The sequence below is a fragment of the Terracoccus luteus genome (assembly GCF_003635045.1).
GTDB lineage: Bacteria > Actinomycetota > Actinomycetes > Actinomycetales > Dermatophilaceae > Terracoccus > Terracoccus luteus.
In genome coordinates this window covers 3432192-3452328 of sequence record NZ_RBXT01000001.1, presented here as the reverse complement: position 1 = coordinate 3452328, position 20137 = coordinate 3432192, and the positions used below count along the sequence as shown (strand labels likewise).

Sequence of the window (20137 nt, the reverse complement as noted above, 5' to 3'; positions counted from 1 at the left end):
GGTGGTTCTGCTCCTCAGCACACGGGGTGGTCGACCGGCGGATGCCGGTGCGTGGGCCACGCGGTCACGCCCCGTCGGGCGTGTGCGGGCCGGTGCACGCTTCTCAACCGATCCTACGGGCCGGTTGTTCCCGGCATCCGGTCGCGCCGTGGGGGCCGGGCGGCAGCCAGCCTCGTCGACGCACCCGCGGGTCAGGGGAGGTCGGTGGGGCCCGAGAGCAGGCCGGGGGCGTCGCGCGAGCAGCTGCGCTCGACGGCCCATGCGCGGCGGGCGCCGTCCTGCGTCACGACGACGACGGCCGCCGGCGCGCCCTGCCAGTTCGCGATGTCGGTGGAGACCGCCATCAGCCCGGCGGCGTCGACCCCCAGCCCGGTGAGGCACGACTCGAGCCCGGTGACAGTGCCGATGGGGCCGATCGCGGGGGCCTCGGCGGCGAGCGGGTCGAGCGTCGGGCCGGGGCTCTGCAGCAGGGTCGTGGCCTGGGGCACGAACGTGCGCTCGGTGTAGTTGGTCGTGCTCACCTGGATGTGCACGGTCGGGGTGCCCGGCGGGGTGCTCGTCGTCGGCGTGGATGCCGTGGGGCCGGCCGAGCCGGTCACCCGACCGTCTCCGATGACCGCGGCGCCGTCGGTGCGCTTCGTCAGGTGCAGGGCCGAGCCGCCGACGGCGACGATGGCCGCCGCGGCGGCGACCGCGGCGACGGCGATCCACGGGCGGCGCTCGCGGGGCTGGCGGAACAGCGGCGTGACGCTGGCGCCGGATCCGGCCGCGGTGGGGGCGCGGTCGACGCGCAGGTCGGCCTCGCGGGCCAAGGCGTCGGTGAGGCGCTCGCTGACGTCGGTCGGCATCGGCCCGGCCGGTGGGGCCGCAGCCAGCAGCGCCGTGATGCGGGCCTCGACGGCCGGGTCGAGGGGGCCGAGGTCGGCGGTGAGCTCGTCGGTGAGCTGGTCCCTGGGGTCATCGTTGTGCTCGTCCGTGGGGTCGCCGACGGCCTCGACGTCGTTCTCGCGGGCGTCGGGCGCGGTCGGGTCGGACGGACTCATCGGGGTCCTTCGGCAGTGGTGCTGGCGTGGCGCTGCGGTGGTGCTGGGGGGTAACTCGGCGGTGCCGGGCGGTGGGTAGACCGGCCGCGGAACCTCCGACGTGCGGTGTCGGCCGTCCGGTTCCACGGTGCCCCGACCCGTTTTCGCGGGCCTGTGGAGGTTCTCGGTGGTCGGGGCAGCGACGACCCTCCACGGGAGACGGTGTGGACGCCGTCGTGGCGTACGACCATGCCCTCAGTCGGGTTCGGCGGGCGGGCGGCGGCCGGGGGTCAGGCCCAGGTGGGCGGCGATGGCGGCCCGACCGCGCGAGCAGCGCGACTTCACCGTCCCCTCCGCGACGCCGAGGATCACCGCGGCCTCGGCGACGGGCACGGCATGCATGTCGACGAGCACGAGGGCCGCGCGCTGGCCGTCGGGCAGCGCGGCCAGCGCCTCCTGGATGTCGAGGCGCACCTCGGTCGAGGCGTGGTCGTCGTGGCGGTCGGCCAGCTCGAACTCCGGCAGCTCGCTCGTCGGCTTGCGGCGGCGCAGCCGGTCGAGGCAGGCGTTGACGACGATGCGGTGCAGCCACGTCGTCACGGCCGCCTCGCCCCGGAACGACGACGCCCGGCGAAACGCGGCGATGAAGCCGTCCTGCACGGCGTCGGCGGCGAGCTCGGGGTCGCGGCACGTGCGCAGGGCGACCGCCCACATCCGGTCCTTGTGCCGCCGGAACAGCTCGCCGAACGCGGTGTCGTCGCCGTCGACGTGCAGCTGGAGCAGCTCGGCGTCGCTCAGCTCGGCCAGCCGCAGCGCCGTCCCCGTCGCGCCGTGGCCCTGCGCGGTCACGTTCCGCGCACCGTCACTTCGTTGATCTGGGCCCGGTAGTGGTTCGGCGCCTCGCCGGCGGTCAGGCCCGGCTTGGTCACCCACACGAGCAGCACGTCGCCCGGCTTGAGCCCCGACGGTGCGGTCAGCTTCACGGTGCCGTCGTCGTCCTTGACCGACCCGACCTCCTGCGCGCCGTCGAGCGACTCCTTCGTGTTGACGTACACCGTGACGTCCTGCGTGGCGGGCAGGTCGAGGGTGACCTCGGTGACGGTGACCGACGACCCGAGGTCGAGGGCGACACCGACGCCGTCCTTGTTGCCGTTGTAGTCGTCGGTGCCGTACCAGCGCGAGCGCCAGCCGGTGCTGTCGTCGCCGTCGTAGACGCGCCCCACGTTCTGGTCGGCCTCGGTGCCGTCGTCCTGCGGGTCGAAGCCGGTGCCGCCGGCGATCTCGACCTCGCTGGCCGCCGCGGGCGTCGTCGTGGTCGGCGCCGCCGACGAGCTAGGGGCCGGGGCCGTCGGCCGGGTCGAGGTCACGGTCGGCACCGGGGTGGGTGCGGCCGCGTCGCTCTGGCCGATCTTGAGCACGTTCTGCACGCCGATGACGCCGCCGACGACGACGAGCGCGCCGATGACCGCGAGGGCGATGCGCGAGCCGGCCTGCGACGGCCGTTCGGGGGCGTCGTTGTGGAACACGGGCAGCGGCGGGTCGATCTCCGTCTGCGGAGCCTCGTCGAGCGCCTGCTCGAACGAGATGTCGTCGTCGTAGCCGTCGTCGTCGGGGTCGTCGGTACGGCCGCCGTCACGCTCGGCGTGCGACGCGCGTCGCTCGGCCGCCCGGGCCTGGGCCCGCTCGGCCGCCGCACGCGCGAAGGAGCCGACCCGGTCGCCGATGGCTCCCGCCGCCCCGGCCGCGGCGGCCCCGGCGGCCGCGATGCCCCCCGTGCGCGAGCGCGTGTCGACCTCGTCGACCCCGTGCACGTCTGTGCCATTGGTGCTCTCGTTGCCGTCCGAACCAGCCCGGATGCCGTCGTCGCGGGTCGCGTCGTCGTCGGTGGGGGCGGGGCCGGCTCCCTCGCCGACGGCGACGGCGCCGGGGGCGACGTCGACACCGTGCTCGGCCGTGATGGGCTCCAGCTCCCGGGTGCCGTCGCCCCGGTCGCCGGAGGACGAGCGGTCGGAGGTGCCCGCAGCGGCGGCACCGGCGACCCCGGCCGCACCGGCGGCACCACCGACTCCAGCGGCACCGGCCCGACCGGCGCGGTCGCCCGCGGGCCGTCGGCTGCCGGACCGCGGCGAAGCCGAGGTCTGCAGGCCCCCGGCTCCGTCACCGGCCGGCGGCCGCGACGGCCACGGGGCGATCTGCACGGCGAGGTCACCGGGCGAGACCGGGCCACGGTCGTCGCGCAGGGTCATCCGGCAGATGAGGTCGAGGTCGTTCGGGACGCCGACGACGATCTCCGACGGGGCGGCGGGGCCGCCCACCATCGAGGGGGCACCCTCGAGCCGGTCGTAGGCGAGGGCGGCGCGCTCGCCGCGGGCCACGGGCCAGCGCGCGGTGAGGCCGGCGTAGACGAGCTTGACCAGCCCGAGCGCGTCGCGCCGGGAGGCCTCGGCGTCGCTGGCGTCGTCGACGCCGACGAGGGCGGCGTCGGTGGCGAGCCCGCGCACCTTGACCGCGCCGTCCGGCATCCGCAGCACGCTGTCGGGGGTGAGGGCCAGGTGGTGCAGGCCGCGGTGGCGGGCCTTGTCGAGCGCGCTCGAGGTCTCACCGACGAGGCGGCGCACCTCCTCGGCGGGCAGGCCGCCGGAGTCGAGCAGCTCGCCGAGCGTGGCGGCGTCGGTGAGGGGCTCCTCGACGATGAACGAGACGTCACCGTCGGCGCCGACGTCGAGCACCCGGGTGAGGCGCTGGTCCTCGATGCCGGCGGCACGGCGGGCGGCGTCGAGCGCGCCCGCGGCGACCGACGTGCCGGTGGTGAAGCAGACGAGCACGACCTCGCGGTCGAGGGTGCGGTCGTCGGCACGCCACCGCTCGTGGTGCGTCCCCACGGCGATGCGCTGCGTGACGGCGTACCGTCCGCCGAGCGTGGAACCGGGCCCGACCCCCTGCACGTGCGCCACCTCTCCCGCTGTCGTCGCCGGCACGTCGTCGGCGTCGACGCGCTCACGGCACGGCCCGGCATCCGGACTCTGCGGGTCATCCTAGGCGGAGACCGCTCCGATACCCGGCTGCACCCGCGGCACGCCGCGCCGCGCTCGCGTCACCCTCCGGTCGGGCCGGTCGGCGGGGTGGGGCCCGCCTCGTCGGCGATCTCGTCGATGCGGGAGGTGCCGCGCAGCAGGGCGCGCCCGACGCCGGCGACGAGCACGAGGGCTACTACGGCGCCGCCGACCCAGTAGATGCGGCCGTCCAAGGGGTTGGCCGACACCGAGATGACGGCCGGGGAGCCGATCGGGGTGCCGTCCTCGGTCGTGAGGTAGGCGCGGATGTCGGCGCGGCCGGCGGCGACGGCGACGACCGGCACCCGCACGGTCCGCTTCGAGCCCGGGGCGACGGTGATGGCGCCGGGCTGCTCGACGACCTGCATGCGGGGGTTGGTCGGCGCGAGCACGAGCCGCACGCCGGCGACCGCGAAGGGCAGGCCGTTCTCGACCGTGACCTGGAGGCTGCCCTGCTCGGCGAGGAAGTTGACGCTCTGGTCGGCGACCGTGATGGCGCTCGTGGCGGCCGTCGTCTCGCGGGCCACGGTGTTGCTCAGCACGTCCCACGAGTCGGGCTGCCACCGCCAGCGGGTGCTGGCCAGCTCGTCGAGCACCTCGCGGTAGGTGCGCTCGAAGGCCTGCCCGTCGGCGAGCACGGCGGCGACGTCCTGCAGCCGGGAGCGCTGGGCGGCGAGGTTGGCGAGGCGACCGGCCGAGAGCGTGGGCTTGGGGGCGGCCGAGGCCACCGGCTGCACGGGCGTCTCGGCGGCCGACGCCTGGTCGCCCCCGGAGTCCTCGAGCAGGGCGGCCGGGTCGACCGGGTCGACCCACGGCGCGCTCGAGACGGCGGCGAGGAACGCGCTCAGCGTGGCGGGGTCCGGGTCGTAGGTGCGCGGGGCGGTGACGAACACCGACCGGGTGGTGCCGGGGCGCTCCCCGAGCAGCACGAGCGTCTCGGCGAGGTAGCGCTGCACGGGCAGGGCCGACCCAGCGTCGGCGCGCGTCGGCAGCAGCGACGACAGGACGGGGTCGTACGCGAGCAGTCGCGTGCCGCCGGACGCCACCCGCCGCGCCGACGGTGTCGGGGTGCTGTCGGAGGTGACGGCACGCTCGTCGACGACGACCCCGGCCGCCCGGCCGACGGCCGTCCCCGACAGCAGGGTGCGCAGCGCCGCCTCGCGCCCCGGGGGCAGCAGCCCGTCGACGGGCCACACGACGTCGTCGCGCACGGGCTGCCCCACGGTGTCGGAGACGATGCGGGCCCGGTCGACGAGGTCGCGCACGAGCCCGTTGGTGTCGTCGGAGTCGACGGTCGCGGCCATGTCGGCGTCGGCGTAGGGCAGTGCCCAGAGCTCGCGCCCGCGCAGGCTGCCGGCGAGCGCCGACGTGAGCGCCGCCTCGGTGCGTGAACGGGCCCCCTCGCCACCGTCGGCGCCGCCGGTCGCGGTGCCGGTGGAGGTGCCGGTCGGCGCTGCGGATGCCGGTGGGCTCGTCGCGCCGGACGGCGGCGGTGTCGACGGGGCCGACGGGGCCGACGTGGAAGGGGTGGGTGTCGTGGAGGTGCCTGACGGGCTGCCGGACGGGGTCCCGATGGCGGGCGGGGTCTCCGGGCCGAAGAGGGAGGGGTCGACGGCGAGGGTCGCCTGCGCCCCCTTGGTCCCGTCGACGATGCGCTGCACGCGCGAGGTCGGGCCGATGACCTCGGTCCACGCCGCGTCGCGGGTCGTCGGGTCGCCGGAGTACAGGTCGACGTCGGGGTCGAGGGTGAGTGGGACCGCGGTCGCGACCTGCAGCCGGTCGTACTCCTTGCGCACGTGCCAGGAGAAGAAGGAGTGGGTGACGCCGACCGGGGTGCTCGCGCCCTCCTGCACGACCTCGACCGACACCGGCAGCGCGGCGAACACGCGGTCGCTCCGGACGGCCCCGGCATCCATCGTGAGGGTGAAGGTGGTCCGGCCCGAGGCGGGGACGTCGGCGATGTCGACCGTGCCGACGGTACGGCCGTCGGAGGGGTCGGTGCTCGCCGCCCAGGTGGCGACCTGCGCCCGCTCGTCGAGGCGCTGCCGGTCGACGACGACACGGACGGTGGCCCCGGTGAGGGGTCCGCTGCTCGGGGCGGTGACGGTCCCGGCGACGGTCACGGTGTCGCCCGGCGCGACGACGGCGGGCGTGACGGTCCGCAGCGTGACGACGGCGCGGGTCGGGTCGGGGGTCGCGGCGGGCGTGAGGGAGGGCGTGAGGGTGGCCGGCGTGGCGCTCGTGACGGCCCGGGCGGTCGCCGGCGCTCCCACCGCGGGCACGACGGCGGTCAGGCCGACGGTCGCGGCGACCACGGCACCGGCCGCGAGGGCACGCACGAGCCCGGCCCGCACGGCAGGGCGAGGCCGACGGCCGGGGGCCGACCGGCCGGACCGCCGAGGGGTCACGCCGTGCCCGCCAACCGGTTCCACGCCGCCTGCGCGATGCGGCGCTCGTTCGGGAAGGTGAGGCGGCGGTGCACCTCGTCGAGCGCCATCCACGCGACGTCGATGGCCTCGTGGTCGGGGTCGTTCTCGATCGAGAGCTCGCCGCCGGTGGCCTCGAGCAGGTAGTGATGCACGAACTTGTGCACCCGCTTCGTCGAGGTCGCGAACCAGTAGTCGATGGTGCCGAGCTCGATGAGGACGCGCCCCTCGATGCCCGTCTCCTCGGCCACCTCGCGGGCGGCGGTCTCGACGAGCGTCTCGCCCGGTTCGACGTGGCCCTTGGGCAGGCACCACTCGACCCGACCGGCCCGGTTGCGTCGGGCGATGACGGCGATGAGGGCCCGGCCGCCCTGGATGTCGACGACGATGCCGCCGGCAGAACGCTCCTCGACCGAGGGCAGGCGGCGACCCGGGGCGGGGTCGGGGGCCGGCTGCGCACTCACCTTGTCACCATAACGGCCTCGGCAGTGGGTGGCGCCGACCTCGGCGTGCCCTCGGCGCCGAGCCACCCGGCATCCGCGCACACCTCGTCGCGGATGCCGGGTGGCCGGGTCAGCTGGTGCCGGCCGCCTCGGTCATGGCGTTCGTGAAGGCGACGAGGTCGCCGAGCGACACCTCGCCCGCGTCGGCGCTGAGGTTGTAGACACCGTCGGCCGCGCCGAGGTAGCAGGTGAGGTTGTCGGCGCTGCCGGCCTGGCCGCACTGGCCGGTGCCGGCGCGGGTCTGCTCGGCGGTGAGGCTCGACACCAGCGAGTCGACCTTGGAGCCGGACAGGAAGCTGATCGAGATGAGCGCGCCGTTCTTGCTGTAGATCGTCGCCGGTCCCGAGCCCGACTGCTTGGCCCAGCCCTTGACCTCGGCCGGCAGCGAGCCGGACGCGCCGGCCTTGATCACGGCGCCCTCGGGTGCCGGGGTGCCCAGGGCCGAGCCGGGAGCCGACGACGACGCGGTGGCGCCGTCGCTGCTCGTCATCATGTCCGTGGGCGTGGCCTCGCCGGTCATGGTGGACGTCATGCTCTCGGTCATGCTCTCGGTGGGCATGGCGGTCATACCGTCGCTGCTCGTCATCGTCGACCCGCCGAGCGGCTGGCTAGAGCCCGGTGACGACGCGCTCGGCGTGCTCCCCCCCGAGCCGCCGGGGGAGTCGGAGCCACCACCGCAGGCGGCGAGGGACAGGGACAGGGCGACGGCGGCGAGGGGCAGGCCGGCGGTCCGGGTGAGCTTCACGGGGTTCCTCTGCGTGGTGGGGCGGGACGACGGGCCCGTACCCACTCCTGCCCTGGTATCCGACAAAACGGTCAGGCCGTAGCGTCGTGCCCGGTGGCGTGCCCCTCCGCCGCCCGGATGCCGGTCAGCAGGGCGTCGCGCAGCGACGCCACGGCCTCCCCACGCTCGGCCCAGTCGTCGTCAGCCGTCTCCCCGCGGTATGCGGCGGCGGCCTGGCCGAGGGTGTCGCAGTCGCCCGGGGTGAGCGAGCGTGCGACCTCGCGCGCCGACGCCAGCAGCACGTCCACGTTCGGGTCGACCCGCGGCTGCGGCAGCGCGTCCCGTCGTCCCACCGTGCCAGTGTCGCCCCCTGCGCCGCCGCGCCTGTCAGGATCAGCGGGTGAGCATCGCGTGACCACCGACCCCGGCCCGAGGGCCCCCCTCGACACCCGCCGACTGCGGCGGGTCGTGCTCGACGTCGCGCCCTGAATTTCGCCTACTTCTTCGTCTAGGCGGCGGTGGCGCTCGCGGCCGGCTCGGTGGCCCTGCTCGCCGACTCCGTCGACTTCCTCGAGGACACCGCGATCAACCTGCTCATCGCGCTCGCGCTCGGGTGGTCGCTGCGCCGACGGGCGGTCGTGGGCCGGCTCATGGTGCTCGTCCTGCTCGTGCCGGCGGTGGCCGCCGGGTGGGCGGCGGTACAGCGCTTCGGCGACCCGCGCCCGCCGGAGGTCGCCCCGGTCGTCCTCGCCTCGCTCGGCGCCATCGTCGTCAACGGTGCCAGCGCACTGCTGCTCACCGGCATCCGGCGTCATGGCGGCTCGCTCACGGCGGCCGCCTTCCTGTCCGCACGCAACGACGTCGTCGTCAACGTCGCGGTGATCGTCATGGGTGTCGTCACCGCCGCCACGGGCTCCGGGTGGCCCGACCTCGTGCTCGGCGCCGCCATCATCGCCCTCGGGCTGCACGCGGCGTGGGAGGTCTGGGAGGCGAGCGAGGACGAGCGCCTCGCCGCGCGCGCCCTCGCCGGGGAGACGATCGACTGAGGATGCCGGTGTGCCCGCTCCCGGCGGACCCACGCTCGGCGACCCGGCGCCGTACGCGTCGTGCGCGCCGTCGCTGCGATGGTCAGGACGCCGTCGCGGTGTCAAGCCCGAGAAGGAGGTCACGCACCACCTCGGGCTGCGACAGGAAGGGGTGGTGGCCGGCCTCCACCTCGGCGATGCGGTCGGCCCGTCGTGCGAACTCGCGCTGCGCGGCTGCCGGGGTGCCCCGGTCGTCGGCGCAGACGACGTAAGTGGTGGGCACGTCCGGCCACGGCGCCGACGCGACCGGCGTCGTGACGACGTGCAGGCTCTGCCGGGCCAGCCGGCCGGGCGCGGCGCCCCTCACGTCGTCGTCGCAGTCCTGCAGGAAGGTCGACGCGAGCAGGTCCGGAACCACCCCGAACGTCCCGCCGACCAGGTCGAGGTGCAGGAACGGCGCCGGCGCCTCGCCCCCGAAGTCGCCCAGGCTCTGGCCGACCGTCGGGAGGTAGCTCGAGACGAGGACGAGGTGGCGCACCGCGCTCCGCGACGGGTCGACGGTCGCGGCGGCCTGCGCCACGACGATGCCGCCGTAGCTGTGCGCCACGACGACCGTGGGCTCGTCCCCCGCGCCGCCGTTCAGCACCGACGCGAGGGCGGCGGCGTCCTCGACGAGCCCGGGGCCGTCCGCCCCTGGGGACTCGCCCGTCTCGCCGCAGCTCGGTAGGGGGACCGCCACGCTCTGGATCCCGTGCTCGTCCAGCAGCGCGGCCGTCCGGTGCCACCACCACCGACCGTCCCGCACGCGTGCCCCGTGCACGAACACCACTCTCATCACGCCTCCGTCGTTCGCCCTGGTTCGTCCGTCCTGACGGTAGACGTAGCGACAGTTACGCGAAAAAATCAAATGGTGGGACGACGACCGCAGCCACAGATCCGCACCCGGCTTCTCGACGCCTGCACCGACCACGCCCTCGCGCACGGCCTGCCCGACCGCCTCGAGCCGTTCGTCAGCGCGACCGGCACGTCGGCCCGGATGCTGCTCTACCACTTCGGCACGCGCGACGCCCTGTTGCGCGCCGTGCTGGAGCAGGCCCGAGAACGCCAGCTCGACCTCTTCACTGACGTGCTGCGGGCGCGGCCGGGGGAGCCGTACGCGACGACGCTCTTTCGCGCCTGGCGGACGATCTCCGGCGCCGACGGGCAGCCCTACCTCCGGATGTTCGGCCGCACGCCCGAGACCCCGGTGCACGAGCGGTGGCCGGGGTTCGCCCGGCAGGCCACGACCGACTGGCTGCAGCCGCTGTCCGATGGGCTGGCCACGCTGGAACGGCCGGGGCTCGCGACACTCGTGCTGGCCGGCATCCGAGGGCTGCTGCTCGACCTCGCGGCGACGGGGGACCGCGACCGTGTCGACCGCGCCTTCGCCGACCTCGTCGGGCTGCTCGACCCGCCCACCGAGCGGCGGTCAGGCGGTGACACGCTCGCGGGGTGCCGGCACGACGTGCACCTCGCCGATGGGGCGTGACGGGTCGGTGCCGAGCCACAGGTCGCTGGCGGGGCGTCCCTTGCGCACGAGCTCGCTGCCGAGGGCGGCGACCATGGCCCCGTTGTCGGTGCACAGCCCGCGGCGGGGGACCCGCAGCTCGATGCCGGCCGTGGCGCAGCGTTGCTCGGCGAGGGCGCGCACCCTGCTGTTGGCGGCCACGCCGCCGCCGACCTGCAGGTGGGCGACGCCGAGGTCGCGGCAGGCCTGCACGGCGCGGGAGGTGAGGACGTCGGCGATCGCCTCCTGCACCGACGCGGCGACGTCGGCGACCGGGACGTCGAGACCGGCCTCGCGGCGCTCGCGCACCCAGCGGGCCACGGCCGACTTCAGGCCCGAGAACGAGAAGTCGTAGGGCCGGTGGCCACCGCGGGCGTTTGCGAGCCCGCGCGGCCACGTCAGCGACGTCGGGTCGCCGTCGGCCGCGGCGCGGTCGATCATCGGACCGCCCGGGTAGGGCAGCCCGAGCAGGCGGGCGATCTTGTCGAACGCCTCGCCGGCGGCGTCGTCGAGCGTCTCGCCGAGCAGTGACACGTCGCTCGTGATGTCGCGCACGAGGGCGAGGGACGTGTGACCGCCGGAGACGAGCAGGGCGATGGTGGGCTCGGGCAGCGGGCCGTGCTCGAGCACGTCGACGGCGATGTGGGCGTCGAGGTGGTTGACCCCGTAGAGCGGCGTGCCGAGGGTGACGGCCAGCGCCTTGGCCGCCCCGACCCCGACCATGAGCGCGCTGGCGAGACCGGGGCCGGCGGTGACAGCGACGGCGTCGAGGTCGCGCAGGGCCACGCCCGCCTCGCGCACGGCGCGGTCGACGGCGGGCACCATCGCCTCGAGGTGCGCGCGCGACGCGACCTCCGGCACGACCCCGCCGTAGCGGACGTGCTCGTCGAGGCTGCTCGACACGACGTTCGAGAGCAGGTCGTGGCCGCGCACGACCGCCACCCCCGTCTCGTCGCACGACGACTCGATGCCCAGCACCAGCGGTTGCTCGTTCACCCCCCTAGCGTCTCAGGTCCGCAGCCCGAGCCGCGCGGCGGCAGCGACGCCTCAGGTCCGGGCGGTCGAGCCGACGAACCGGCGCAGGCGCGCGTTGGGCGAGACGACGAACCGGTCGAGCAGCAGCACGACGACGAGGGAGGCCCCGAACACCGGCAGGAAGACGGCCAGCGCGACGACGGCCACGGCGAGCAACGGCGAGGTGGCGAGCGGCATCCGGCCCCGGGGTGCGCCGACGTCACCGGTGCCACGGTGCCGGCGGCGCCACCACATGAGGGGGCCGGTGACGCACGAGACGATGACGCCGATGCAGAACGCGGTCGTCAGCCACATGTTGACGGCCCCGAACCGGCGTCCCTCGTGCACCGAGATGCCCTGGGCGACGACCTTGGCGAGGGTCGGGTACTGGTCGTAGCCGTAGCTGCTGACGACCTGGCCGCCGAACCGGTCGACGTGCACGGTGCGCTCCTGCCCCGGGTCGTCGAAGGCGTAGCCGATCGCCGAGTAGACGCCGGTCTCCTCGGCGGGCAGGGCGATCGTGAGCGGGTGCGCGAGGCCCTCGCGGTCGGCGACCTCGACGGCCGTGTCGACGGTCGCGTCGTTCGCGCCGTCGGTGAGGTCGGCCGGCAGCGTCGAGCCCGGCACCGGCGTCTTCTCCTGCGCCCACGGCACGACGTGGTGGCTGTGGGGCAGCGACTCGTCGAGCGTCGACGTCGGGTTCGACAGCGCGCCGTGGTCCTCGCTCCAGAACGACGTGCCCGCGCTCGTCGCGAGCTTCTGCGTCTGCGCCCCCCAGATGCCGGTCCACGGCAGACCCGACACGACGAGCAGCAGGATGCCGCCCCCGAGCACCGCGCCCACCCGCGCGTGGGTGGTGCGCAGGTTCGCCGACGGCGCGCCGGCCGCCCGCTGGCGTCTCCGCGCCTTGAGCCCCTTGAAATACATGACGTAGCCCGTGATGGCCATGACGATCGCCCAGCACACCCCGAGCTCCATCACCGTGTCGCCCACCACCCCGGCCATGAAGTCGGCGTGGATGCGCACGGCCGTGCCGCTGATCGTCGAGTCGGGGTCGAGCGAGCCGAGCACCTGCACCGTGTAGGGGTCGACGAAGACGTCCCGGGTCGCACCCTCGGCGGTCTCGATCGTGAAGCGGGTCGACTCGTCGGCCGTCTTCGGCTCCGTCATCGACACGACGGTGGCGCCGGGGTTCGCTGCCTCGACCTGCTCGAGCTGGGTCTCGTAGGGCTGCAGCAGCTGGCCGGGTGCGTGCTCGACGCGCATGAGGTCGCCGTGCACCATCGGCTCGATCTGGAAGCGGAAGAGGTAGACGAGGCCGGTGACCGCGAGCGTCAGCACCACGGGGACGACGACGACCGCGGCGTAGAAGTGCCAGCGCCAGAACGCCCGGAACAGGCCGCTCGGGCGGGTGTCGGCCCGGCGGCCGGGTCGCGTGCCTCGCGGTACGGTCGACGGTCGGGTCGACGGTCTGTGGGCGCGGTCGGGCGCCGTGGTGGTCGGGAGGGAAGGGTCGTCCACGACGGACATGGCGGGCTCCTCGTCGGCGGTGACGTGCGGACCGACGACGTGGTCCGGCAGGGAGGCGCGGGTCGCGGTGCGGCCGAGCGTAGGAGAGTGGACGGGCTTATGACAACGGTCCTCCAAAAGGCGAGAGGATGCCGGCGTAACCGCGGGTGCCACGTGGGGCCCGTCGACACGGTCGGGCCCCACGGACCACCATGAGCCGATGACCAGTCCGATCGCCGACCTCCCGCCTGCCGACCGCTACCGGGCGCTCGCCGCCCGCTTCACCGAGATCGTCGGCGCCGTGTCCGACGACCGGTGGGGATCGCCGAGCCCGTGCGACGGCTGGTCCGCCCGGGACGTCGTGGCCCACGTCGTGCAGTCGCAGCGCGGCTTCCTCGAGGGCGCCGGGGACCCGTTGCCGGCCGGACCGTGGGTCGACGACGACCCGGCGGGTGCCTGGGCGGCGACCCGCGACGGCGTGCAGCAGGTGCTCGACGACCCCGCCCGCGCCCGCCGCGAGGTGCCGGGTCGGGCGGGCCGCGGTCCGCTCGAGGACACCGTCGGGATGTTCCACAGCATCGACCTCGTCGTGCACGGGTGGGACCTCGCCCAGGCGGCCGGGCTCGACGCCACGGTCCCTCGCGACCAGCTCGCCTGGGCCCGCGGTCTCGTCACCCGCATGGCCGACCTCGCCCGCTCGCCCGGTGGCTTCGGCCCGGAGGTCGAGGCCTGGGCCGACGCCGACGAGACCACCCGCACGATGGCCTTCCTCGGCCGCCGGCCCGTCGACGACTGAGCCGCCCCGCCCGACCCCGCCGCCCGGCATCCACCCGGCATCCACCCGGCTCGCGAACACACCGAGCAGTGTCGAACCCACCGAGCTGCAACTCGGTGGGTTCGACACTGCTCGGTGTGTTCGGCCGGGACGGCCGGTCGGTCAGCGGTCGCCCGACCCCGCCTCACGGTCGGCGTCGAGGTCGGCGCGGCCCACGGCGTCACCGTCGTCCGAGCTCACGGCCTGTGCGTCGTGCAGCGGGCCGCCGTCGCTCTCGGTCTGCTCGTCGAGCGCGGCGAGGTCGACGCCCTCCGAGCCGTCCTCGTCGCCGGAGGCGTTGCGGCGGTCGGCCTCGACGTCGGCGTCACCCACCGGCACGCCCTGGTCGGTCTGACGGTCGTCGAACTCGTCGTCGTGCGCGGGCAGGTCGGGGGGCATGGGCACCTGGCTGGACATCGTGGCTCCTCGTCGAGTCGCTGTCGCGGACGGCTGCCCGCACCCGTCTCATACCCCTGCCCCGTCCCGACCGACGCCTGCCCTCGCCCGCCTTCACCGCCCGGTGGGGGTCAGGCGCGCGCGACCGTCACCGTGCGCACCCCGTGCAGGTGCAGGTCCCCGCGGGTGAGCAGCGCGTGCGGTCCGTCGTCGTCGAGCAGCGCCGCGAGCGTGGCCCGGTCGTCGGCCGACAGCCGGTCGCCGACCCCCTCCGACAGGCGCTCGTACCACGCCCTCGCGTACCGCCCCGCGAGCGGATGCCGGGGGGCGCGGTCGTCGATGCGCAGGTCCTCCTGCACGAGCACCGTCCACCCCGCCTCCGTCAGCAGGCGGGCCCACGGCGACCCGATGGCCGGCACCGACTCCTCGTGCGCCCGGCCCATGACCTCCATGACCCGCGTCTCGAAGCCGGGCTCGCCGACGCCGAGGTCGTCGGGCAGGAACCGCAGCGGCTCGTCGAACTCGGCCAGCGCCACGACACCGCCCTCGCGGGTCTGCGCGCGCAGCTGACGCAACGAGCGCGACGGGTCGGCGAGGTGGTGCACCGACATCGACGCGAAGGTGACGTCGACCGGTGACAGCTCGGCCGGCCACCCCGTGTCGAGGTCGGCGACGACCGTGCGCACCCGGCCCGGCAGGCCGGCATCCGTCGCCTTCCGGGAGATGCGCGCGAGCGGCTCCGCCTCGACGTCGAGGGCCACGACGTCGGCATCGGGCCAGCGGCGGGCCAGGCCGAGCGCACCGGTGCCGGTGCCCGCGCCGAGGTCGACGACGAGGTCGGGGCCGTCGTGCGGCTCGGCGACGCCGCGAGCCGTCGCGGTGACGAGGTCGAGGGCGGCGTGCCAGTAGTCGTGCAGCACCGCCCCGTCGAGGTCGAGCAGGTCGCTCAGCTCGCCGGTTCCGTCGGCCCCGCCGCCGTGCGAGTGGCCGTGACCGTGCCCATGCCCATGCCCATGCCCATGTGCGTGCCCGTCGTGCTGCCGCTGCGTCTGCTCGTCCGTCATGCCGACACGGTAGGTCGGACCTTGCCTCGTGAGCATGCCCTGTTGCCGGTCCGGCAAGCGCGCGCTCGCGATTCACGGCATCCGGTCGTCGCTCACTACCCTTGTGCGGTGCCCGACGCGACCCCCGCCACCAGCCCGGATGCCGGTGACCGCCGACCGCTCTTCGAGTCGGCCGTCGCGCGGCTGGCGCCCGTGCTGCCGCTGCTCACCGAGCTCGGCGAGCGCTTCGCCGCGCGGGGGCACGAGCTCGCGCTCGTCGGCGGGCCGGTCCGTGACGCCTTCCTCGGCCGGACGTCGCTCGACCTCGACCTCACGACCGACGCCCGCCCCGACGACATCCTCGCCGCGGTCAAGGGCTGGCCCGACGCCCACTGGGACATCGGGCGGGAGTTCGGCACCATCGGGCTGCGCAAGGGCACGCACGTCGTCGAGATCACGACCTACCGCGCCGACACCTACGACCGGACGTCGCGCAAGCCCGAGGTGATGTTCGGCGACGACCTCGCCGCCGACCTCGTGCGCCGCGACTTCGCCGTCAACGCCATGGCCATCCGCCTGCCGAGCCTCGAGTTCGTCGACGTGCACGGCGGCCTCGACGACCTCGTCGCCCGCCGCCTGCGCACCCCCTCGGCGCCCGAGGAGTCGTTCGCCGACGACCCGCTGCGCATGCTGCGCGCCGCGCGCTTCAGCGCCCAGCTCGGCTTCGAGGTGGCGCCCGAGGTGCGCGCCGCGATGACCGAGCGCGCCGGCACCCTCGAGATCATCTCGGCCGAGCGCATCCGCGACGAGCTCAGCAAGCTGCTGCTCGCCCCGGCGCCCCGGGCGGGGCTGACCCTGCTCGTCGACACCGGGCTCGCCGACGTCTTCGTGCCCGAGCTGCCGGCGCTGCGCCTCGAGGTCGACGAGCACCACCGCCACAAGGACGTGTACGAGCACTCGCTCATCGTGCTCGAGCAGGCCATCGACCTCGAGGGACCGGCCGACGGACCCCCCGAGTCGGTGCCCGGGCCCGATCTCGTGCTGCGTCTCGCCGCGTTGCTCCACGACATCGGCAAGCCGGCCACGCGTCGCTTCGAGCCGGCGGGCGGCGTCAGCTTCCACCACCACGAGCTCGTCGGAGCCAAGCTGGCCCGCAAGCGCCTGCGCGAGCTGCGCTACGACAAGGAGACGGTCAAGGCTGTCGCCCGCCTCGTCGAGCTGCACCTGCGCTTCCACGGCTACGGCGAGGGGCAGTGGACCGACTCCGCCGTGCGCCGCTACGTCACCGACGCCGGTCCGCTGCTGCCGCGCCTGCACCGCCTGACCCGCAGCGACTGCACCACCCGCAACGTCCGCAAGGCCCAGCGACTCTCGCGCGCCTACGACGACCTCGAGGTGCGCATCGACCGCCTGCAGCAGGAGGAGGAGCTCGCCGCCGTGCGCCCCGAGCTCAACGGCAACGAGATCGCCGAGGCCCTCGGCATCAAGCCCGGGCCGGTGCTCGGTGAGGCCTACACGTACCTGCTGTCGGTGCGCCTCGACGACGGTCCCATCGGCAAGGACGCCGCCCGCGCCAAGCTCGTCGACTGGTGGGAGCAGCGCGGCCGCGAGTGACCGCCCCGGGTCGAGGTGATCGCTCGCGCCCTGCCGCGACGGAACACCTCGACCGGATGCCGGACAGCGCGGTTCGAGGTATTCGCTCGCGCCCCGCCGCGACCTATCACCTCCACGCGTCAGCCCCGTCCGAGGCCATGTCGTTGTTAGGGTCCTGCTGCCACAAAGGCTTTGGCGGTGCGGTCGGGAGGCCGTGCCTCGATGACAGGGGACAACCATGAGGGCCACCACGAAAATTCGAGCCGCGGTCGCCACGACGGCGCTCGCCATGGGCACGATGCTCACCGTCTCCGCCGCGCCGGCCCAGGCGGCGGAGTGGCAGTGCAGCTCGTTCCAGTACGGCGGTGGGTTCCGTGCCCGGGCCTGCACCAAGGCGATCTCGTCCACGCAGATCGAGCACAAGACACTCGTGCAGAACCTCAACTCCTACTGGGCAACCTCGAAGGTCAGGTCGTACAAGATCATCGGTGGTGCATTCGCGGACTGCAAGGGCAATGTCGAGCACACCTTTGCCCCGGGCGAGACCAGGGCGTGGAGCTGCTCCTCGAAGCGCGTCAGCGGCACCAAGTACCAGACGCGAGGCTTCTTCTACTCGAACACGTCCATGACCTCCCCGGGTGTCTGGGGCTGAGCCTCCGCCTGACGACGGCTCGTGCCGGTGGAGGTGATGCGCGACCTCTGGTAGTCGCCGATCACCTCCACCGGCGTCGGCCTCTCGCGGGTGGAGGTGATGCGTGACCTCTGGTGGTCGCCCATTACCTCCACCCAGCGGCCTCAGGCCAGCTCGCCGTCGCGTGCGACGAGTCCGTGCGGCACGGGCAGCAGCTCGGGTTGGATGAGCGGGCTGCCGGTGCCGAGCACGACGACCCGCTCGTCCGACTCGACCCAGCCGCGCTCGGCCAGCACCCGCGCGGCGTGCACGGCCACCGCTCCCTCGGGCGAGAGCAGCAGCCCGTCGACGGCGGCGCACTCGTCGCGCGTCGCCAGCGCGTCGGCGTCGTCGACGGCCACCGCCGTACCGCCACCGGCCCGCAGCGCACGCAGCACCTGCCGCGCACCGAGCGGCCCGGCGACGGTGATGCCGTAGGCGACGGTCTCGGGGTCGGGGAAGGGCACGACGTCGCTCTCGCCCTGCTCGAACGCCCGCACCACCGGCGCGCACCCCGTCGACTGGGCGGCGACGAAGCGCGTGCGCGGCCCGGTCAGCCACCCCAGCTCGCGCAGCTCGTCGAACGCCTTGGCGATGCCGATGAGCCCGACCCCACCGCCGGTCGGGTACACGACGACCTCCGGCGCGCGCCACCCGAGCTGCTCGGCGATCTCGAGCCCCATCGTCTTCTTGCCCTCGACGCGGTACGGCTCCTTGAGCGTCGACACGTCGAACCACCCGCGGGCCGCGGCCGCACGCCCGACGAGCCGACCGGCATCCCCGATGAGCCCGTCGACGACGTTCACCTCGCCGCCGGTCACGAGCGCCTCCTGGCGGGTCACGGCGGGCGCGGATGCCGGTACGGCCACCGTCACGCCGAGGCCGTGGCGTCTGCCGTACGCCGCCCACGCCGCCCCGGCGTTGCCGTTGGTGGGCAGGGCCACGTGCGTCGCGCCGAGCTCGGCCGCGCGGGCGGCCCCGACGGCGGCGCCGCGGGCCTTGAAGCTGCCGGTCGGGTTGAGGCCCTCGTCCTTGACGACGAGACCGGGGATGCCGACGGACGGCACCGTCAGCAGCGGGGTCTCGCCCTCACCGAGGGTCCGTCGCCGGTCGGGGTCGTGCACGGGCAGCAGCTCGGCCCACCGCCAGATGCCGCGCGGCCGGCGCCCGACCTCCTCGGGCGTGGCCGTCACCGACGCGAGGTCGTAGCGGGCCAGCAGGGGGCCGCCGCACTCGCAGAGGTTCTGCAGTCGGTCGGCCTCGTGCTGACGGCCGCAGTCGGAGCACTCGAGGTGGGTCAGGGCGCTGCGCATCCCGCCAGCATGCCGCCCGGCCCCCCGGCCCGTTCGCCCGGGCGGCCCAGGGGGCATGGTGGGGTGATGAAGAACCTCGACGTCCCCGGTCTCGGCCGGGTCAGCAGGGTCGGTCTCGGCACGTGGCAGTTCGGCTCCCGCGAGTGGGGCTACGGCGACGACTACGCCGACGGGGCGGCCTCCGCCATCGTCACGCGGGCGCTCGAGCTCGGCGTCACGCTCTTCGACACCGCGGAGGCCTACGCCTTCGGCCGCAGCGAGCGCATCCTCTCCGAGGCGCTCGGCGACCGCCGCGACGAGGTGGTCGTGGCCACCAAGATCTTCCCCGTCGCGCCGTTCCCGCCGGTCGTCGTGGGCCGCGCCCACGGGAGTGCGAAGCGGCTCCGACTGGCCCGGATGCCGCTCTACCAGGTGCACCAGCCGAACCCGCTCGTGCCCGACACCGTCATTATGCGCGGCATGCGGCGGCTGCTCGACGAGGGGCGCATCGGTGCGGTCGGCGTGAGCAACTACTCGCTCGAGCGCTGGCAGGCCGCCGACGCCGCCCTCGGGCAGCCGGTCGTGAGCAACCAGGTGCAGTTCTCGCTCGCCACGCCGGGGCCGCTCGAGGACCTCGTGCCCTTCGCCGAGCGCGAGAACCGCATCGTCATCGCCTACAGCCCGCTGGCCCAGGGTCTGCTCGGCGGCCGGTACGACGCCGACCACCGCCCCGGCGGGGTGCGCGCGATGAACCCGCTCTTCGGCACCGAGAACCTGCGCCGGGCCGAGCCCCTGCTGCGGGTGCTGCGCGAGGTCGCCGACGCCCACGACGCCAAGCCGGCCCAGGTCGCGCTGGCCTGGCTGCTCGGGCTGCCGCAGGTCGTCGTCATCCCCGGTGCGTCCAGCGTCGAGCAGCTCGAGTTCAACGCTGCCGCAGCCGATCTCGAGCTGCGTGACGACGAGCAGTCGGCGTTGACCGACGCGGCCCGCGCCTTCGACCCGGTCTCGGCCGGCCGCACCCTCGTCGACAACGTTAGGGAGCGCCTCGGCCGTCGCTGACGGCGGGGCGGGTGCGGCCGGGGGTGACGGTGTCCTCGCCGGCGCCCGACCGGTCGCGGCGCCGCGTGCTGCTCGAGGCCCGCGACGGTGCCATGTGCATCTGGTGCGGGCGGCCGTTCGGGCCCCTCGCTCGGGCCACCACCGAGCACGTCGTCCCCCGCGTCAAGGGCGGTCCGTCCTGGCTCGAGAACGAGGTGCTGGCCTGCCGACGGTGCAACGGCGAGCGCGGGCACCGTTCCCCGGTCGAGTGGCTCGACGAGTGCGTCCGCCGCGGCTGGCAGCCCGACGAGGCTCGGTTGCTGCGCGCGCTGCTCGAGCTCGAGCGGGCCATCCGCGACCGCGGCGGGCAGCGCCGGGCCAGGCCGTACCTCGGCCGCGAGCTGCGCCGGCTCCGCCGCCGCGCCTGAACCGCCTCAGCCTGAGCCGCCCCAGCCTGAGCCGCCCCAGC

General features: G+C 74.8%; 20 protein-coding genes. 7 read left to right on the top strand and 13 right to left on the bottom strand.

What is annotated here, in order from left to right:
• Positions 1-191: 191 nt before the first annotated feature.
• The 7 genes from DFJ68_RS15555 to DFJ68_RS18860 all read right to left on the bottom strand — a co-directional run bounded on the left by DFJ68_RS15555 (position 192) and on the right by DFJ68_RS18860 (position 8081).
• Entirely contained in the window at positions 192-1043 is an 852-nt protein-coding gene (locus DFJ68_RS15555; RefSeq protein WP_121034515.1) for a hypothetical protein, read from the bottom strand.
• Between the two features lie 234 nt (positions 1044-1277).
• Entirely contained in the window at positions 1278-1871 is a 594-nt protein-coding gene (gene sigM, locus DFJ68_RS15550) for an RNA polymerase sigma factor SigM (RefSeq protein WP_245963692.1), read from the bottom strand.
• Positions 1868-3967 (bottom strand): protein kinase family protein, encoded by a 2100-nt coding sequence (locus DFJ68_RS15545; RefSeq protein WP_147431615.1) that lies wholly within the window; start codon positions 3965-3967, stop codon positions 1868-1870. The genes sigM and DFJ68_RS15545 overlap by 4 nt, the downstream gene beginning before the upstream one ends.
• A 149-nt stretch (positions 3968-4116) precedes the next feature.
• A complete protein-coding gene (locus DFJ68_RS15540; protein ID WP_147431614.1) occupies positions 4117-6414 on the bottom strand; it encodes a DUF6049 family protein in 2298 nt (765 codons plus the stop codon).
• A 65-nt stretch (positions 6415-6479) separates the two neighbouring features.
• Positions 6480-6965, bottom strand: coding sequence for an NUDIX hydrolase (locus DFJ68_RS15535; RefSeq protein ID WP_121034512.1), 486 nt, complete (start codon positions 6963-6965; stop codon positions 6480-6482).
• A gap of 109 nt (positions 6966-7074) precedes the next feature.
• A complete protein-coding gene (locus DFJ68_RS18545; protein WP_211333392.1) occupies positions 7075-7749 on the bottom strand; it encodes a hypothetical protein in 675 nt (224 codons plus the stop codon).
• A 71-nt stretch (positions 7750-7820) separates the two neighbouring features.
• A complete protein-coding gene (locus tag DFJ68_RS18860) occupies positions 7821-8081 on the bottom strand; it encodes a hypothetical protein (RefSeq protein WP_245963691.1) in 261 nt (86 codons plus the stop codon).
• Between the two features lie 165 nt (positions 8082-8246).
• Between DFJ68_RS18860 and DFJ68_RS18855 the strand changes: the two genes are divergently transcribed.
• The gene (locus DFJ68_RS18855) at positions 8247-8774 is read left to right on the top strand and encodes a cation efflux transmembrane domain-containing protein (RefSeq protein ID WP_245963690.1); all 528 of its coding nucleotides are present in this window, start codon (positions 8247-8249) and stop codon (positions 8772-8774) included.
• Positions 8775-8856: 82 nt separating this feature from the next.
• On the opposite strand, the gene DFJ68_RS15520 is transcribed toward DFJ68_RS18855, so the two are convergent.
• Positions 8857-9573: an alpha/beta fold hydrolase gene (locus DFJ68_RS15520; protein WP_245963689.1), complete on the bottom strand. Its 717-nt coding sequence runs from the start codon at positions 9571-9573 to the stop codon at positions 8857-8859.
• A 90-nt stretch (positions 9574-9663) separates the two neighbouring features.
• Here DFJ68_RS15520 and DFJ68_RS15515 point away from each other — a divergent pair, with 90 nt between their 5' ends.
• Positions 9664-10281, top strand: a complete 618-nt coding sequence (locus tag DFJ68_RS15515; protein WP_211333391.1) for a TetR/AcrR family transcriptional regulator — start codon at positions 9664-9666, stop codon at positions 10279-10281.
• On the opposite strand, the gene tsaD is transcribed toward DFJ68_RS15515, so the two are convergent.
• Together tsaD and DFJ68_RS15505 are read right to left on the bottom strand one after the other, a co-directional pair.
• Positions 10222-11295 carry a tRNA (adenosine(37)-N6)-threonylcarbamoyltransferase complex transferase subunit TsaD gene (gene tsaD / locus DFJ68_RS15510; protein ID WP_121034510.1) on the bottom strand — a complete coding sequence of 358 codons (1074 nt, stop codon included), beginning with the start codon at positions 11293-11295 and terminating at the stop codon, positions 10222-10224. The two genes, DFJ68_RS15515 and tsaD, sit on opposite strands and share 60 nt — an antisense overlap.
• A 51-nt stretch (positions 11296-11346) precedes the next feature.
• Positions 11347-12843, bottom strand: a complete 1497-nt coding sequence (locus DFJ68_RS15505) for a PepSY-associated TM helix domain-containing protein (RefSeq protein WP_121034509.1) — start codon at positions 12841-12843, stop codon at positions 11347-11349.
• Positions 12844-13042: 199 nt separating this feature from the next.
• Here DFJ68_RS15505 and DFJ68_RS15500 point away from each other — a divergent pair, with 199 nt between their 5' ends.
• Positions 13043-13618, top strand: a complete 576-nt coding sequence (locus DFJ68_RS15500) for a TIGR03086 family metal-binding protein (protein WP_121034508.1) — start codon at positions 13043-13045, stop codon at positions 13616-13618.
• 141 nt (positions 13619-13759) lie between these two features.
• On the opposite strand, the gene DFJ68_RS15495 is transcribed toward DFJ68_RS15500, so the two are convergent.
• Together DFJ68_RS15495 and DFJ68_RS15490 are read right to left on the bottom strand one after the other, a co-directional pair.
• A complete protein-coding gene (locus DFJ68_RS15495) occupies positions 13760-14053 on the bottom strand; it encodes a hypothetical protein (RefSeq protein WP_121034507.1) in 294 nt (97 codons plus the stop codon).
• 110 nt (positions 14054-14163) lie between these two features.
• A complete protein-coding gene (locus DFJ68_RS15490) occupies positions 14164-15096 on the bottom strand; it encodes a class I SAM-dependent methyltransferase (protein ID WP_170165792.1) in 933 nt (310 codons plus the stop codon).
• Between the two features lie 108 nt (positions 15097-15204).
• Between DFJ68_RS15490 and DFJ68_RS15485 the strand changes: the two genes are divergently transcribed.
• Both DFJ68_RS15485 and DFJ68_RS15480 read left to right on the top strand, forming a co-directional pair.
• Complete coding sequence (locus DFJ68_RS15485; RefSeq protein ID WP_121034505.1) at positions 15205-16689, top strand: CCA tRNA nucleotidyltransferase; 1485 nt, start codon at positions 15205-15207, stop codon at positions 16687-16689.
• Between the two features lie 217 nt (positions 16690-16906).
• Positions 16907-17320: a hypothetical protein gene (locus DFJ68_RS15480; RefSeq protein ID WP_147431613.1), complete on the top strand. Its 414-nt coding sequence runs from the start codon at positions 16907-16909 to the stop codon at positions 17318-17320.
• Between the two features lie 143 nt (positions 17321-17463).
• On the opposite strand, the gene DFJ68_RS15475 is transcribed toward DFJ68_RS15480, so the two are convergent.
• Positions 17464-18651, bottom strand: a complete 1188-nt coding sequence (locus DFJ68_RS15475) for a threonine synthase (protein ID WP_121034503.1) — start codon at positions 18649-18651, stop codon at positions 17464-17466.
• A 66-nt stretch (positions 18652-18717) separates the two neighbouring features.
• On the opposite strand from DFJ68_RS15475, the gene DFJ68_RS15470 reads away from it, so the two are divergent.
• Positions 18718-19689 carry an aldo/keto reductase gene (locus DFJ68_RS15470; RefSeq protein WP_121034502.1) on the top strand — a complete coding sequence of 324 codons (972 nt, stop codon included), beginning with the start codon at positions 18718-18720 and terminating at the stop codon, positions 19687-19689.
• Between the two features lie 23 nt (positions 19690-19712).
• Entirely contained in the window at positions 19713-20096 is a 384-nt protein-coding gene (locus DFJ68_RS15465) for an HNH endonuclease (protein WP_211333390.1), read from the top strand.
• Positions 20097-20137 lie beyond the last annotated feature (41 nt).

Excerpts from the sequence above, each read along its gene's own strand:
- DFJ68_RS15495 (WP_121034507.1), bottom strand. The coding sequence starts at position 14,053 with ATGTCCAGCCAGGTGCCCATGCCCCCCGACCTGCCCGCGCACGACGAC.
- DFJ68_RS15475 (WP_121034503.1), bottom strand. The coding sequence starts at position 18,651 with ATGCGCAGCGCCCTGACCCACCTCGAGTGCTCCGACTGCGGCCGTCAG.
- DFJ68_RS15480 (WP_147431613.1), top strand. The coding sequence starts at position 16,907 with ATGAGGGCCACCACGAAAATTCGAGCCGCGGTCGCCACGACGGCGCTC.
- DFJ68_RS15500 (WP_121034508.1), top strand. The coding sequence starts at position 13,043 with ATGACCAGTCCGATCGCCGACCTCCCGCCTGCCGACCGCTACCGGGCG.
- DFJ68_RS15555 (WP_121034515.1), bottom strand. The coding sequence starts at position 1,043 with ATGAGTCCGTCCGACCCGACCGCGCCCGACGCCCGCGAGAACGACGTC.
- DFJ68_RS15470 (WP_121034502.1), top strand. The coding sequence starts at position 18,718 with ATGAAGAACCTCGACGTCCCCGGTCTCGGCCGGGTCAGCAGGGTCGGT.
- DFJ68_RS15505 (WP_121034509.1), bottom strand. The coding sequence starts at position 12,843 with ATGTCCGTCGTGGACGACCCTTCCCTCCCGACCACCACGGCGCCCGAC.
- DFJ68_RS15490 (WP_170165792.1), bottom strand. The coding sequence starts at position 15,096 with ATGACGGACGAGCAGACGCAGCGGCAGCACGACGGGCACGCACATGGG.